The organism is Mechercharimyces mesophilus (assembly GCF_059818345.1).
This window is the reverse complement of the sequence record NZ_JCBAPH010000004.1, coordinates 117,803-133,632: the sequence shown is the minus strand read 5'-3', so window position 1 is coordinate 133,632 and position 15,830 is coordinate 117,803. Positions and strand designations below refer to the sequence as shown.

The 15,830-nt window shown below is 45.1% G+C and carries 15 protein-coding genes; 5 read left to right on the top strand and 10 right to left on the bottom strand.

Annotated elements, in window-relative coordinates:
- Window positions 1–11: 11 nt before the first annotated feature.
- The 4 genes from menD to AC6RGY_RS11975 all read right to left on the bottom strand — a co-directional run bounded on the left by menD (window position 12) and on the right by AC6RGY_RS11975 (window position 5,566).
- Window positions 12–1,793 carry a 2-succinyl-5-enolpyruvyl-6-hydroxy-3-cyclohexene-1-carboxylic-acid synthase gene (gene menD / locus AC6RGY_RS11990; RefSeq protein WP_499863259.1) on the bottom strand — a complete coding sequence of 594 codons (1,782 nt, stop codon included), beginning with the start codon at window positions 1,791–1,793 and terminating at the stop codon, window positions 12–14.
- On the bottom strand, window positions 1,790–3,193 hold the full coding sequence (locus tag AC6RGY_RS11985) for an isochorismate synthase (protein WP_499863258.1): 1,404 nt from the start codon (window positions 3,191–3,193) through the stop codon (window positions 1,790–1,792). The genes menD and AC6RGY_RS11985 overlap by 4 nt, the downstream gene beginning before the upstream one ends.
- 195 nt (window positions 3,194–3,388) lie before the next feature.
- Entirely contained in the window at window positions 3,389–4,048 is a 660-nt protein-coding gene (locus AC6RGY_RS11980; protein ID WP_499863257.1) for a type 1 glutamine amidotransferase domain-containing protein, read from the bottom strand.
- A gap of 93 nt (window positions 4,049–4,141) precedes the next feature.
- The gene (locus AC6RGY_RS11975; protein ID WP_499863256.1) at window positions 4,142–5,566 is read right to left on the bottom strand and encodes an NAD-dependent succinate-semialdehyde dehydrogenase; all 1,425 of its coding nucleotides are present in this window, start codon (window positions 5,564–5,566) and stop codon (window positions 4,142–4,144) included.
- Between the two features lie 162 nt (window positions 5,567–5,728).
- Between AC6RGY_RS11975 and AC6RGY_RS11970 the strand changes: the two genes are divergently transcribed.
- Both AC6RGY_RS11970 and AC6RGY_RS11965 read left to right on the top strand, forming a co-directional pair.
- On the top strand, window positions 5,729–6,601 hold the full coding sequence (locus tag AC6RGY_RS11970; protein WP_499863255.1) for a LysR family transcriptional regulator: 873 nt from the start codon (window positions 5,729–5,731) through the stop codon (window positions 6,599–6,601).
- 22 nt (window positions 6,602–6,623) lie between these two features.
- Entirely contained in the window at window positions 6,624–7,547 is a 924-nt protein-coding gene (locus AC6RGY_RS11965) for a 1,4-dihydroxy-2-naphthoate polyprenyltransferase (protein ID WP_499863254.1), read from the top strand.
- A 396-nt stretch (window positions 7,548–7,943) separates the two neighbouring features.
- Here AC6RGY_RS11965 and AC6RGY_RS11960 read toward each other — a convergent pair whose 3' ends face one another.
- Both AC6RGY_RS11960 and AC6RGY_RS11955 read right to left on the bottom strand, forming a co-directional pair.
- Entirely contained in the window at window positions 7,944–8,588 is a 645-nt protein-coding gene (locus AC6RGY_RS11960) for a TetR/AcrR family transcriptional regulator (RefSeq protein WP_499863253.1), read from the bottom strand.
- Window positions 8,589–8,877: 289 nt separating this feature from the next.
- Entirely contained in the window at window positions 8,878–9,672 is a 795-nt protein-coding gene (locus AC6RGY_RS11955) for an SDR family NAD(P)-dependent oxidoreductase (RefSeq protein ID WP_499863252.1), read from the bottom strand.
- A 306-nt stretch (window positions 9,673–9,978) separates the two neighbouring features.
- Here AC6RGY_RS11955 and queD point away from each other — a divergent pair, with 306 nt between their 5' ends.
- From queD to queC, 3 genes are read left to right on the top strand one after another with little or no spacing between them, the layout of a single operon-like run.
- Entirely contained in the window at window positions 9,979–10,506 is a 528-nt protein-coding gene (queD, locus tag AC6RGY_RS11950) for a 6-carboxytetrahydropterin synthase QueD (protein ID WP_499863251.1), read from the top strand.
- Window positions 10,503–11,207 carry a 7-carboxy-7-deazaguanine synthase QueE gene (locus AC6RGY_RS11945; RefSeq protein WP_499863250.1) on the top strand — a complete coding sequence of 235 codons (705 nt, stop codon included), beginning with the start codon at window positions 10,503–10,505 and terminating at the stop codon, window positions 11,205–11,207. Before queD ends, AC6RGY_RS11945 begins: the two co-directional genes overlap by 4 nt.
- Before the next feature lie 30 nt (window positions 11,208–11,237).
- Complete coding sequence (gene queC / locus AC6RGY_RS11940; protein WP_499863249.1) at window positions 11,238–11,912, top strand: 7-cyano-7-deazaguanine synthase QueC; 675 nt, start codon at window positions 11,238–11,240, stop codon at window positions 11,910–11,912.
- Window positions 11,913–12,025: 113 nt separating this feature from the next.
- On the opposite strand, the gene AC6RGY_RS11935 is transcribed toward queC, so the two are convergent.
- The 4 genes from AC6RGY_RS11935 to AC6RGY_RS11920 all read right to left on the bottom strand — a co-directional run bounded on the left by AC6RGY_RS11935 (window position 12,026) and on the right by AC6RGY_RS11920 (window position 15,811).
- Window positions 12,026–12,928, bottom strand: a complete 903-nt coding sequence (locus AC6RGY_RS11935) for an SMI1/KNR4 family protein (protein WP_499863248.1) — start codon at window positions 12,926–12,928, stop codon at window positions 12,026–12,028.
- 452 nt (window positions 12,929–13,380) lie between these two features.
- Window positions 13,381–13,944, bottom strand: a complete 564-nt coding sequence (locus AC6RGY_RS11930; protein WP_499863247.1) for a TetR/AcrR family transcriptional regulator — start codon at window positions 13,942–13,944, stop codon at window positions 13,381–13,383.
- 1 nt (window position 13,945) lies between these two features.
- On the bottom strand, window positions 13,946–14,653 hold the full coding sequence (locus AC6RGY_RS11925; RefSeq protein WP_499863246.1) for an MBL fold metallo-hydrolase: 708 nt from the start codon (window positions 14,651–14,653) through the stop codon (window positions 13,946–13,948).
- Between the two features lie 138 nt (window positions 14,654–14,791).
- On the bottom strand, window positions 14,792–15,811 hold the full coding sequence (locus AC6RGY_RS11920; protein ID WP_499863245.1) for a ClyA family alpha-helical pore-forming toxin: 1,020 nt from the start codon (window positions 15,809–15,811) through the stop codon (window positions 14,792–14,794).
- Between the last annotated feature and the right edge of the window lie 19 nt (window positions 15,812–15,830).

Genomic DNA, 15,830 nt, shown 5'->3' with positions numbered 1-15,830 from the left:
ATTCCCTCTCTTCACTGGTTGCTGGTACCGGTTTGCTTCGTTATCGCGTCTGCCACATCCAGCCACATTTTTCGGTGAAGGTGAGCATTGTGTGTACGCTCTGTAGGAATTTCGACCACGGTCAACCCTTTGCTCTGGACCCCTCGTTTAACGGCTTGGGACAGCGCTTCTTCACTTCTCACTCGGTGAAATGTCCCGTCGTACATTTGCACAGCGCTTTCATAATCCAGCCCCAAAGGAGTCCCAAACAACAGCTCAAAGTGCTGATCTGCCTCCTTGGCTTGTGGAAGAAACGAGAAGATTCCTCCCCCATCGTTGTTCACCACGACAATTGTAAGAGAGAGTTTATATAGCTTGGCCGGCAAAAGACCATTCAGGTCATGGTAAAAGGAAAGGTCTCCTACCACTAGTACCACCGGTTTCTCCTCTTCGACAGTCGCGCTGACACCCAGTGCAGACGAGATCAATCCATCAATCCCATTTACCCCACGGTTGGCCAACGTGCGAATGCTCTTTTCCTGGCAGTGGAAAAACGTATCCAAGTCACGAACGGGCATGCTATTGCCTACGAATAGCATCGCTTCTTGTGGCAATACCGCCACCACTTCCTTGAGCACCCTTCCTTCAAAGCCAAGCGCATGCGTTCCCATCTCAGCCACCACCGCTTGTGTCTGCTGGTTGAGGAAAAACCACTGTTGCGCCCAATCGCCAGGGGGAGGATGCGCATCGTCAGCGGGATACGCATCCAGCAGATCTTGGCAGAATTGAACCGGTTCCGCACGTACCATGGAAGCTGTCATCAACGTAGGATCACGCCAGCCTTCGTGTTCGTCAACCACCCATTGCTCCGCCTGGACATGTCCTTTGAGAAACTGCATCAAAGCTTTTGACACAGGCATCGCTCCCAGCCGAATGATCACTTCAGGAGCCAAGCGCTCGTCTGTCCCTAAATGGCGCAAAAAAGCGTCGTATCCCTCTACCACCCAACTTTTATCATGAGGCCCACTACGCAGTTGCGATAATGGGTCCGCTAAGATAGGATAGCGCAACCGTTCTGCCAATGCCACTGTCGCTTCTGCTAAAGCCGGATCATCCTGTGGTCCACACACGATTAATCCTTTTTCCACCTGCAGCAACCTCTCTACCCGAGCTTCTAAGTCACCTGGGGGTAACTGACGTGGTCCCGCCGTCGTTTCCACATAGGGGGACCCCTTCGCTCGTCCTTTGCTCCACAGATCAGGAGCTGAGAGTAACGGGATGAGTGGCTCCCGCAGAGGAAAATTAAGATGAACAGGCCCCGCCGCCCCCAGCATCGTTGAGGCAAATGCGCGTCCCGCCACCGTGCGTGCATATCGTTCCATCTCTACCGATGCTTCCGGTAGCGACGCTTCGTGAAACCATTTGACAAATGACCCAAATAGTTCTTGTTGTTTCATCGCCTGTGGCGCTCCGACATCACGCAACTCATGAGGGCGATCGGCGGTCAATACGAGCAGGGGCACGCGAGCATAGCATGCTTCTGCGACCGCTGGATAATAGTTGGTCGCTGCCGTTCCCGACGTACATAATAGCGCCACCGGTCGACGCTCTGCCTTCGCCATACCCAAGGCAAAAAAACCAGCTGAGCGCTCATCGACGTGCATCCACACTTTCAGATCCGGATGGGCAGCACATAACATCGCTAGGGGAGTCGACCGGGAGCCAGGACTAATCACCATATGCTTTAAGCCTGCACGTACAAATTCATCCACAAAAGCACTTAGATAAGTGGTCATCGTCTCCTGGTGATTCATTCGCAGTTCACCCCAAGTGCCGACAACATCGGGCGAAATTTCACCTGAGTTTCAATATACTCACTCACAGGGTTGGAATTGCCCATAATCCCTCCTCCTGCGAAGAGCGAAGCATAGTTCTCACGAAGCAACCCCGAACGGATGGCGACGACAAACTCGCCATTTCCCGCATGATCGACCCAACCAATTGGCGCAGCATACCAACCGCGATCCATCTGCTCTTCCCGGCGAATGACCTCTAACGCCAAAGCAGAAGGATGCCCACCAACGGCTGGTGTCGGATGAAGCTGACCCACCACATCGATAAGCGAGAGGTTTTCTTCAATTTCTCCCGATACGGGCGTGTACAAATGCTGGTAGTCACGCATTTTTAAGAGAACCGGTTCATTGGGCACATGAACATCCTTGCACAGCTGACGAATAGCCGTCCCAATCTTACGTACAACCACCGCATGCTCTTCACGGTTTTTGGCATCGTTCATCAGTTCATTTCCTAATCGCTCATCTTCTGCTACCGATTTCCCACGCTGAATGGTACCGGCTAAGCAGGTGGATAGAAGCCTCCTACCCTCTTTCTGCACCAACCGTTCTGGAGTAGCTCCGATGAAACAGTCGCCCTCCCGTTCGATCGCAAACAGATAACTGCCTGATTGCTCTTCAGACAGCCGCATCAATATATGCTCGGCTTGCAGAGAATGCTCCATCGATAGACAAAGTTCCCGTCCAATGACCGCTTTATCAAGCTCACTCGTACGGACAGCATAAGCCACATTGGCAACCGCATTCAGATACTCTTCAGGTGCTACCTCCTCGATAGCATAACAACTGGATGCTAATTGGATCCGAGCAGATGCGGATTGTTCAAGCAGCGCTTTCCACTCCTGTTCCCACCGTGCTTGATCCATTTCCAACCCAGGCGTCACAAGTCGATTCATCGTCAACCAAGTACCATTCGGTGTACAACTTAAAAGAAAGGTAGGTAATACCATGGAAGCCGCCTCATATTTTTCCCACAATGGACTGCGAGATTTGAGCGGATCAAAGGAGAATCCTCCTAGTAACAAGGGGCCAACACCAGGTTGCTCTGTCTTTTTGTCCACGATGCTATGCTCCAGGAGCGATCGCCACTCTGTTTGCACGTATTGAAATCGCTTCTGTTGTTCATTCGTTTCAATTTTATGTTCAAACCCGAGCCCAACCAACGTAAGGTCCGCAGTGGGCGTTGCCCAATAAACACGCTGACCGTCGTAACTAGCCTTGCCCGCATGAAAAAAAGCAAGCGGAGAAACTCCCTCAACGAGCTCCGACATGCTGAGCAATACAGGCTTACCTGTTTGGTTGGCTTGTTCGATTGCTTTTGCACTAAGATCAACAAATGTTGAATACTGTGTTGCCGTCACATTGCTCCCTCACGATCTATATCAAATCCGTAGATTCTCTATCATATTTTAGCATACTCTTCACCCAATTTTCCTGTCAATCGTTGTCGGTCCCCATCCTACCATGTGAATAATTCCAAGCATCAGCCTCTGTCACCATTCATCACAGAAACAGCCACCTTCGACGAGGCGGCTGTTTCTGTGATGAATTCTATTTTATGATAGAACTTTTAGTAACTCTTCTGCAACTGCTTTTGAAGCTACTTGATCCCTACTTGTAAGAATTTGCTTATCTGCCCATACAACGAGTTCTTTCGTTTCCGGCTCTGTAATATAGGTGCCTACCTTACGCAGTTCTTGTTCAACGCTGTAAGGCAGAAATGGCAATGCCTCTTGTGGCTCAAATTCATCTGGATAAGCAGTTACTTTCTTTCCATCTATAATCGATTTTCCATCTCGATAGGTGAAAGCCAAGACTGATGGTGCATGACATTCTGCCACGACATAACCACCCTGTTCATAAATCTCGTTAATCAGACGATGAGCATTTGGATCATAAGCCACATCAAACATCGGTCCATGTCCTCCGACAAACACAACGGCATCGAAGTCACTACCTTTCAGATCAGCCAAACGCTTTGTTCCTTTCGATCGTCCTAACTCTTCAAACGCCTTGGATTCCCCATCGGGATCAAATTGATCAAGCAAGCTAATTTCATCCACTTGACCCTCCCCACCTTTTGGTGAGGCAATTGTTACCTTATGCCCAGCGCTTTCTAGAATGTTAAGAGGTACCCTAAACTCCTCCGACCAATAACCTGTCCGATAACTTTTTACTTGAATGCCATTCGAAATGACCATTAACACGTTTGCCATCACTCATCCTCCTCAATTTTGCGTACATCTATATCGTACCAACCGATATAGCCTATTGGTACTTCCCTTATATTCTTGCAACATAACAAAAGGTTATATCCCTACAGAAATATATTTAAGCTCCACATACTCATCCAAGCCAACCCTTCCGCCTTCACGCCCCAGCCCACTCTCCTTATAACCACCAAAGGGTGCTTGCGCAGCAGAAGGCAGTCCGTCATTAACCCCGACGATTCCATAATCTAAAGAATCTGTGAGATAGAATGCCTCACCAATATCCTGCGTAAAAACATAGGCAGCAAGTCCGAAGGAGCTTTGGTTTGCGCGCAGAATCGCTTCATCTACTGTTTTAAAAGTAGTAATAGGTGCTACTGGACCAAAGGTTTCTTCTTGCATGCATAACATATCATCCGTTGCATGCGTAATGACTGTGGGCTCCACGAAATATCCACATTCATCCATAATGGATTGACCACCCGTGGTAAGCACACCCCCCTTCGCCAGCGCATCATCAATGTGGTTTTTCACCTTCAGCACTGCTTGCCGATTAATAAGAGGGCCCATATCCACTTCTTCCTTCAGTCCATTTCCTACGACAAGTTTCGAGACCTTTTCTGTAAATTGCTGAATAAACGCGGGGGCTAGTTCTTCTTGAACAAGGAACCGATTCGCTGCAATACACGCTTGTCCTGCATTACGAAACTTAGAAGCAATCGACTGATCGACCGCTACCCCTATGTCTGCCTTGTTCGTAATAATAAAGGGAGCATGTCCACCCAATTCAAGGGATACCCTTTTCATGGTTTCAGCCGCATCACGCATCAGTAACTTCCCGACAGGGGTTGAACCTGTAAAAGTGAGCTTCCTCACTCTTTGATCCCCTTGCCATACCTTCACAATCTCTTGCGGATCCCCAGTAATAACATTAATGACGCCTGCGGGAATTCCAGCTTCAGAGGCTAGTTCGACTAATTTAATCGCTGTGTAGGGTGTCTCCTCAGAAGGTTTTAGACAAACCGTACACCCCGCCGCTAGCGCAGGAGCTAACTTTCTCGTCACCATAGCAGCTGGAAAATTCCAGGGAGTAATCGCCGCGACGACTCCAATCGGTTCTTTCTTTACAAAGATCCTTTTACGACTGGATGATGCCGGTATAAGATCTCCATACATGCGTTTTGCTTCCTCCGCATACCAAGCAATAAACTGATTTGCATACTCCACTTCACCTTTAGCTTGTCGTAGCGGCTTCCCCAATTCATTCGTTAGGATTTCCGCAATTCGTTCCTTATTTTTTTCCACTAATACATGCCACTGGTACAGTAGTCGACTGCGCTCTTCTGCGGTTGTTTTCGACCAGGACTGGAATGCTTCATGGGCTACATCAACCGCTTTTAAAGCCACTTCCTCAGTTGATTTCGGAATGAACCCTAAAATTTTCTTCGTTGCCGGGTTATAAACGGGAATCGACTCACTGCTGTCGATCCTCTCGCCTCCGACGATATTTTTACCCTGAAACATCGTACCCCCTCCTACTCCCTTTCGATTTTTATCCAGGCGATTCACCTTGCCTTTCTTCTATATTTGTTGTAATCGCCCTAACCTTACGGTATCATCGGTTTAGATCATGGGGTACTTCTATTCTCTTTTCAGGACATAACGAAAGGTTATAGGTGAGTACAATTGAAGATAGAGTGGCTAGAAGCATTTCAGATTACGGCCGAATTTAAAAGCCTAACGCGAGCAAGCGAGCATCTTCATATCAGTCAACCAGCACTAAGCAAACAGATCCGCAGTCTAGAAAATGATCTCGGTGCAAAAGTATTCATCCGTTCCACGACCGGTGTCGAATTAACAAAAGCTGGATTGGTTTTGCAAAACCGAGCAAAGAGGATATTGGACGAATTTACTGCCATGAAAAAGGAAATCTCTTTCTCTCTTGGGCAGGAAAAAATAACTGTTGGTTCTTGGCCCAGTATTGCAACCTTTTATATACCCGACAAATTGGCTCATACCACTGATCTTTCTTTGAAGGATAATATCTCTATAAACATCTCTCATAGTTTTTGGGACCTCCTCACTGGGTTGGAACGAGGAGAGATCGATCTCGTCCTTTGTGACGATACAGTGATTAAACATCCTTACTTTACAAAACCACTCTTCGCAGAGCCATTCATGTTATTTGTTCATGCTGGTCATCCACTTGCACTGGAAAAAGACTCGATTTCATTCGCTGATATCAAAGACGAATCCTTTATTACGCTACCATCAACGTGTGATATTCGTATGCTGCTTGAGAAAGCTTTCCGAACACATGGGGCTACACTGCAGATTTCTTCCGAAATCAGCTTCGGCCAAAGTATTCTTGGGATGATCTCTGCCAACCTAGGAATGTCCATCTTGCCAGAGATTTTTGTTCATCACATTCATAACGATCAAATAAAAACACTTCCAATCACAGATTTCCCTGTACAACGTAGCATCTCGTTAATTGCAAGAGAGGATGACATCGGGAAGAAGATGTACCCCCTACTTCGCGAAAACAAGAACCACTGATTTTAGTTGGAGGTACAAAATTATGGAAAAACAACATTCTTCACAGACAGAAAAGGAGTCACGCTGGCGGGTTTGGTGGCGACTACTTCGCCCCCATACGTTGACTGCTTCTTTTGTGCCTGTGGGTGTAGGAACCGCATTGGCTCTACCTGTTGGAAAAATAGATTGGTTGCTTTTCTTTGCCATGATGATCGCTTCTATTCTCATTCAGGCGGCGACCAATATGTTTAATGAGTATTACGATTTTAAACGGGGATTGGACACAGCGGAGTCGGTCGGAATTGGTGGCGCGATTGTCCGTGATGGGATCCATCCACAAACCGTCTTCAACCTTGCCATCAGCTTTTGCTTCATAGCGATTCTTCTAGGGATTTACATTTGTCTTGAGAGCAGTTGGTGGCTGGCGCTCATCGGATTGGTAAGTATTCTCGTCGGTTATTTTTATACTGGGGGACCCTATCCGATCGCCTATACCCCCTTTGGCGAGCTGGCGGCTGGACTTTTTATGGGGAACCTGATCGTCCTGATCTCTTATTATATTCAGACCGGTAGTGTGACATGGCAAAGTGTATACGTTTCCTTCCCACTCGCTCTTCTCATCGCCGCCATCTTGTTAGCCAATAACATTCGTGATCGAGTGGGAGACCAGAGGAGCGGTAGAAAAACATTGGCCATCCTATTAGGTCACCGAGGAGCCGTACGCCTTTTAGCCGGCTTATTCCTGCTCGCTTATGTATGGACGGGGTTAGGGGTCTTACTCGGTCTTACGTCCGTCTGGGTCCTCATCGTCTTTGTAAGTAGTCCCAAAGCGATTCGTTCCGTAAAGGGATTCCAACATTCATCCACTCCTCAACTCATGATGCCTGCAATGCAAGCAACGGCACAGACGAATACGTTATATGGATTACTACTTGCAATTGGGCTTCTCATTGAATACTGGACCTAAGAACCCCTTTAGAAAAAAGTAAGGGCACCCGCCCTCTACCTATCTCTAACTATGATTCATCGAGCCCGCAAAAAAAGTTGTTGCTCTTTCAACTTTCACCCTGAAGTTGACTTCGTGAGGCGAAGGATGCGAGTCAGTCATCTATTCGCATTCCTTGCCTCCTATTCCCTCCGCCATTTGATCCACAAAAAGCATCCAGGGAAAGCGATCCGTATAGAGCTATACTCCCACATTAAGAAGTGGACGAGGAAACGTGATTGGTCAAGAGTGCTCTCATCCCTTCTGGAAGAGAGTAGATTCCCTCTGGAATGGCTAGGGCAAGGTAGCGTCCATCTTCGTGCATCATCCATCCTTGCTCGACGAATAAAAAAAGCCCTCATGATGAGAGCTTACTAGTCATTTTCCCCTAAGAGGTTGCATCAATTGGATAAGTGCCTGAAGGTAGAAATCATAAAAGACGGGCGCAGTATAGTCAACACCAGACATTTCGATGGCTTTTATCTGGTTCTCTGTTAACTTCGTCATGGGGTACAACCCCTGGCAAAGGGCATATTGACTAACAAAAAATTGTTGCAGATCCTCCAGAGTAGCAGATGGGAATAGCCCCTTTAACAATTGAAAAATGCGAAGTTGAATCGATGTCATCTTTTCTTTAAATTTCGCAAGCGCTTTAACCGAAACGTTCTTTTCTAATACAGTAAATAAAATGGCAAGTAAACTAAGAAGGCGTTCATTCTGAGTAAGTAGCGTGGCCCACACCCCTGCAACATCTTCTACGGTATATTTTTTTCTTATATGAAAAGATGCTTCCACCTCTTTCAACCATAAATTAAGGTCCTTCATGAGGAGTTCCAATAATATTTCCTCTTTGCTCGAAAAATAACTATATAAATTAGACCTTGTAAAGCTTGCCTCTTTAGCAATAGCCGCGAAGGTAATCTCATCATAAGGTAGCGTATCATACAAACGAGCAGTAGCATTCATAACTTCTTCTACTCGTTGCTGTTTCTGCTCATTGGTTCGAGCACGTGAAAACCCCATTTCTTTCACTCCTTCTCGAGAGACAATTGACGCCACTTATTTTTTAATGATTCCTTATCTTTCATGCTACTTCAAAATTGTATAACCATGTAACCCTACTCTTCTCATAATCAAAATAACACAAATCCTTCTCTCAGGAAATGTGCCTCTAAGCGCCGCTCGCAAACCTACTTGGTCTGCCAATTATATTCTTTTGATCTACCTCGGGGATATGATGAGAGCAAGGGAAGAAGGGAATCTCCCCACTTCCCCCTCACGTTCATCCACCATCCATATCAAATAACTGCGATTACGATTCCTTCGTTTCCTCTTGCATTTGGCGAATCGTTCTCAAAAGTACTTTTTTTGGTGTGACAGGTATAGCAGCAACTTGTATACGTTGCAAGAAAGGTAGACCGGAAATAACATTCAACTCGCCAGCCATCATTCCTTTGTATCCATCCTCTGCCACCTTTCTAGCACTAGCCGACTGTTTGAACATCCCTGTCTTTCCTAAATCAGCAGTGCTTTCAAATTCGGTTTCGGTTGCACCAGGTAACAGGGCTGTCACTGAAATATCTGTGTCGTGCAACTCTTCAGCAATGGCATTGCTAAACGAGGTGACAAATGCTTTTGTTGCATAGTACACCGCTTGTAGTGGTCCCGCCATCAAACTAGCCGTCGAGGATACATTAAGGATTTTCCCTTCGTTTCGCTTCACAAAGTCCGGTATAAATAATCTTGTCAGTGTCGTTAAAGCAACCACATTCAGTTGGATCATGGCTAAATCCGTTTCCATGGGACGCTCATGAAATTTTCCATGTCCACCAAAGCCAGCATTGTTAATCAGATAGTCTATCTGTATGCCTGCTTCTTTTATCTCGTCATATATTTCGGTAGGTGCGGCAGGCGATGTCAGATCCTTGGTAATCATCATAACGCTTACACCATGTTTCTTTTCTATCTCTTTTTTAAGTTCAACTAATTTTGCCTCTCGACGAGCAACAATGACCAGGTCATCTCCCTTTTTCGCATGAATAAAAGCCAATTCTTTCCCAATCCCACTTGAAGCCCCGGTTATAAGGGCCGTTTTATTTTTTGTCATGCTCCTTTTCCCCTTTCAATTTCAATGAAATGAACAATACCCTTTCGTATCTAGTAATCGCCCTCCAGCTCTCCTTGTTTTTCTATCTCTTCTCTCTATAATAGACTCAATGTCTTTTAATTATATTTTAATTGACGTAACGTCTGTTGTCAACGACATAATATTGCCGAAAAGTCTGACTAGAAAAACCTTCCTTCTGGTCAAGTGTATATTCTTGCCCGTCCCTCTGGCCAGTATGCTATACTTACACTGGAAGAGTGTCGAGATGCCCACCACTCTTTAAACAAAACTAGGGAGCGATGTGTTATGTCTCATAAAGATAAATCCCATTCTGCTCCTCCTCGTCAACGTGAGGCAGGAGCTTTTCATTTTCCGCCGAATCTCCAAATCTTCGGCAGAGATATTACCAAGAACCAGTTGCGTTATCATCAACGCCGCGTAGCTGTGGAGAAAGAATTCACCTTTGATTCTTCGCATCATCTCCACCTTTACGAAGGCAAATGCAGGAGCCTACATGGACATACGTACCGACTCATTCTTCAAGTAAGTGGATTTGTCGATGAGATCGGATTGGTAGTTGACTTTAAAGATCTAAAAACATTGGTAAACGATCGGATTATGAAGCCACTCGATCACCAATATATAAATGAAGTCCTCCCTCCGATGAATACAAGTGTCGAAAACATGATTGTGTGGGTCTGGGAAGAGTTAGCTGAGGGCCTTACTGCCATGGGGACACCAGAGCAACAATTGCGCTTGGAGTCCATCCGTCTATACGAGACTCCCACTAGCTCTGCCTACCTGAAACGGGAATGGATGGTGGATGAAGCATGAGTGCCTCTTCTTTGGAAACCCAGCTTCCGATGGTGGAGATCTTTGAAACTGTGGAAGGTGAAGGGCAAAAAACAGGGTATCCGACAACATTTATTCGTTTATATAATTGCAACCTCCGCTGTACTTGGTGTGATACGCCTTATAGCTATGCTCCACATAAGCCAGAGTTCACTGCGACCATCGGGGAGATCCTGACCGAGGTGAAAAAGTATCAAAACCGGTATATCTGCTTAACAGGCGGAGAACCACTTCTTTATCAGGACAAAGCATTAGCACTGATAGAAGAGCTTGCCCAGCTTTCATTCATCGACGATATCCATATTGAAACCAACGGAGCCATCGACCTTGCTCCTTTTCATGCCTGGCGTACTCGTCATGCACTGGGAGCAAAGGTGCGTTTTATTATGGACTTTAAGCTTAGTAAAAGCGGAGAACGCGCGCGCATGCTGATGCCTAATTTTTCCGATCTCACCCCACAGGATGAGATTAAATTTGTGATTGCAGACAAAGACGACTTTCAGGAGGCCCTTTCCATTGTGGAAGAGCATGTAAGAGCCGGAGAGGTGCTCTTTAGTCCAGAATGGACCTCACTGCCATCCAGAACACTGGTCGAATGGCTCCTCTCATCCTCCAAAAAGGAAATCAAGCTCAATCTACAAACCCATAAATACATCTGGCATCCTGACAAACGAGGCGTGTAAAAATGTGAGAAAAGCAAGGAGGTTATTCTATTGGGAAAGAAAGCAGTCGTCATTTTAAGTGGTGGCTTGGATAGCACCACCTGTATGGGTGTAGCCAAAGAGGAAGGTTATGAAATCTATGCCCTCACGTTCCATTATGGTCAGCGTCACCATAAAGAAATCGAGAATGCCAAGCAGGTAGCTCGCTACTTTGAGGCTTCTGAACATCGAGTCGTGCAAATGGACTTCCTGCAACAAATCGGTGGGAGTGCCTTAACGGATGAAGCATTGGACGTTCCCACTGATGGAGTAGAAGATGGAATTCCGGTCACCTATGTCCCTGCACGTAACATCATCTTCCTTTCACTTGCCACCTCTTATGCAGAGGTAGTAGGGGCGGAGCGAATCTATATCGGAGTAAGTGGTGTGGACTACAGTGGTTACCCGGATTGTCGTCCAGAATTTATTGAAGCCATGAACCATGCTATCGGGCTAGGCACAAAAGCTTCACAAGAAGAGAACCCCATTCAAATCGTAGCCCCGCTCGCACATTTATCGAAGGCAGCGACAGTAGAACTGGGAAGTCGCCTCGACGTTCCCTATCACTTGACCACTTCTTGTTATCAAGGTGGAGAGGTGGCATGTGGCGAATGCGATAGTTGCCGTCTACGTCTAAAAGGATTTTCCGAAGCCGGCTTGGAAGATCCCATCGCCTATCAAAGCTGATCATAGTCCTTAACACGCATCAAACTACTCGCTAAATGCGAACGAAGAAAACCGCAGGACTCCATTTCTCCTGCGGTTTTCACTATGATTAAAGACTATCATTATCTCGAAATTCAAGGGACATTATCTCCCTCTATCTCTTGATCAATCCTATCTTCTAATACAGATTCAAACTTATTAATCAAAAAATCCAGGAAACCATCATATTCGATGTAACTTTCACCATCCATACTAAAGTCTACTACAGGACATTCTCCATTCCGTATCCTACTTGTATCCAAGCACATTGTGTATTCGTCGACATGTTCGATAGCCACGTAAGAGTTCGGAAGTCCGGTTGCTCTCAAATCTTCCGTTTCCTGTACACAGGTAGCTATCTCTCCCGGTATATCTCCGAGGATCTCCACTCCTCCTATGCCACCTTCACCAAACTTGCCAACAAACCAACGATAACTGTCCGGTAATTCTACACCCAATCTATGCTCGATTTCACTTATTCGCTCCTCTCCAACCTCGCCAGCAAAGTCTTTCTCCTCTTTGGCTTGCTCGATTAACTCCAAAACCCACCTCTTTTTCTCATCACAGCTTTTCGTTTTTAGTTTCTCCCACTTCTCATAGCCCAATATTCTATCTACCACCATATACGCTTTCCATACCGAATCTACCTCTAGCTCTTCGCATTCCTCCCTGGTCGCTTCGTACTCCTCTCCTTTAAACAATATCTTGTATTTTCCTGATGAATCGATTTTATAGCGGGGTGGTGGCCATTCCTCCTCTTCTTTCTTAAAAGGTCGATGGTCTATGCATGGCCACCTACTCGGTTTGATCATATCGCTTTCTATCTTCACGATGAATTGATAATCTTCATCTTCAGCTTCGGGGAGGTGATTAACATTCTCTCCTATGTGTTGATAAACCGCCATTGTCATCCCTCTATACAATCTACCAAATGCAAAAGATCCATTTGAAAGCGGTATCACGTAGACATTCCCTATCTTTGATCTCTTTTTATTCATTTCCTCTCAGCCTTTCCCTCATTTAATCCTTCTCGATCAAACAGTATTTATTCCGAGCTAGATTAGCTATCCTTAAGGTGACCTTCGCTTACAAGTTAGAGCCCTTGGAGTCGTTAGTGAGACCATCCTCTATTATACATACTTAAGGGAACGACTTTACAAAAACCACCCAATCCCTCTTCGAAGAGTGTTACCTCTAGCCCGCGTTTCTCTATCTAAAAATGACTCCCATCTCTCCCCCTTCTCCTCCATAGGATATTGCTGTGATGCATGATCCTATGATGCATCCGTCTAGCGGTTGCCTATAACAGACCCTTTCTTTTCGGTGAAGAAAAGTCAGCTCTTTCTACGACCCACCCCATCTGGGTCTTCATTAAAAGAAAAAGAACAACCTCTCCGAAAATGGGTTGCTCCTCTTTATTTCTTTTCTTCTATATATAATATTTTCTAAATTACTCACATCTCCCCTTTATCCCTTGAAGATAAATCTGTAAAATTTCCTCTAAGCTCTCTTCCGTTGAAACCGGAAGATTAAACCCCTCTTTCAACTGTAAAGAAGCAAATCCGTGAAGAAGGCTACGTAACCCGCGTATCATATGAATCTTATCTGTATTTGAGAGTGCATAAGGGGCGAACACTCTATCAAAGATACGGAGAATATCCTCTCCTATCTCTTTTAATCGCTCATCCATCAAGGACGGAGGAAACAGTGATGCCTCATATAAACCGGGATGACGATGGACAAAAGAGACATACGCTATTGAAATGGAACGGATGGCGTCCTCTCCCGATTTTCCGATCGCTGCTTCTGTTAAAGCAATTTTCAATCGTTCAAGCCCTGACAATGCTAAGCGTCGCTTCAGGTCACTCAATCCCTTGACATGATTGTAAAGAGAGGGGGTCTTTACTTCTAAACGCCCCGCCAGTTTAGCTAAAGTCAAGCTCTCCATCCCCTCTTGATCAATAATACTGATCGTTTCATTGATAATCCGTGTCTGATCTAATCCTCTTCTCACTTCACCATATCCTCACTTTCATTCTTTGAACCGCTTTCTCCATCTTATCATACGGCTCATGGATCCATGAGCCGTGACCGACCGCCAGGACCGACGGCCTTAGCTCCAACAGACGATTAGCACTTGCCAGTGCTTCTCCTTTATTCCACGTAGCCAATGCAGGGAAAGGAAATCGAATCCTTGTATCTCCTGCTACTGCTAAGCCTCCTCTAATTTGAAAAGCATCCCCAGCAATCAGAACCCCCGATTCGCGTTCCATAAAAGCCATCGAACCAGGTGTATGTCCCGGTACAGACAATGCCAAGAGTGACCCAACTTCCTCCCCATCCTCTAGCAAAACATCTGGTTTGGTCCGTATATTCTTGGGTACTCCACCTTTTATGGGGGTCTGCGGTTCGTCATCTGCTAATGAAACATCTCCTTTTAATAGACTAGCGTCTCGGCGTGAAATAACAATCTTCACTTCAGGTAACTCACTCTTTAACCGATCTAAGGAACCAACATGATCATCATGGGCATGCGTTAGGATAATCTCTGTAATCGGTTTTCCAATCGAAGAGGCCGTATGTAAAATACCTTTGTAGCTATAGGGAAGAGCGGTGTCAATTAAGGTGAGACTTTTTTCCCCTTCCACTAAATAGCAATTGACTGGAAATAATCGCGGCATAAAGGTTAACTGGTATACATTATGATGTTTACAGACAAACATGGTGTCCACCCCTTTTAAAACTAACTTAATTAGTATTATAATTAATTATATTAGTTTTGGCAACTGTTTATGCAAAAGATTTACCCAACCCCTCCAAATGGACAAAGAAGGATTGGGTTCTCTATTCATCATGAATCCCTAACTGGAAAGTAACACTTCCGCATAAGCCTTAACTTCTTCCCAGTCTTGTTTCGCAGTGTTTAAGTCTGCCTGCAAAAATATTGGCACCGCAGGATCTGCATCGTTGACATGATCAATTAAAACAGTGAGCTTACTATCCATCGTTGACCATTGAGAGGACATCTCAGATAAAGAACCGATAACAGAATCAATCGTATGAGTAAACTTGTTTACCTGCTCATTGAGTGTTTTTAATACCTTGATTTCTTGTTTTACTCGGGAGAGCAACTCTTCTTTCTCTTTTAACTGCTTCTGTTTTTTCTCTAGATCTTTTTGTGCCATGATAACAAATGGCAAGCCAATGAGACCCCCGAAAGATGCCCCAAGGATGATATCTTTATCTTTCTGTATCGCTTTTTTTAATGACCGAATTTCGTTCTCCAGTGAGGATATATATGCTTGGTCTCCTTCTAATTCAGCTAAGATTTGATCAGAATCGCCTGTGAAAGCACGTACGTCTTTGGTTAAATCTCCTCTAAATAACTTTAATTGATCAATAATTCCATCCACTTGTTGTTGATTTTGCTTGATCTCATCTTGTAGCTGACCTAAGGTGATGGCGATTTGTTCATTCTCTTCTTCCTGAATAAGTGTTGTCAGTGTTTGATATCGTTCCATAAAGGTATGATGATAATCTATAATCAAACGGTTTGTTCCTCTCACTTCCTCTTTCAATGAATCATTCCAATAATGCGCGTGCCCTTGCGCATCTTGTCCATGATCCACAAGCTGATCTTTTATATCTGTCATTTGTAGAGCAGATATATTGGTTTCAAACACAGAGTAGTCGCTAATAATCGTGTCTGCATATGAATCTAATTTTTCTATATTGGAAGTTGTCTCCTCCATCGTTTCTTTTATTGTACCCGAGTCCAAATACGTATCGTTTGTTGCATACGTAGTGGAAGGATAGACTGTGACATTTAAGAGCAAAAGCGTTAATAGTCCGATAGTAACTTGTAGATAGTACTTTTTCACCTTCTCATCTCCCTATAGT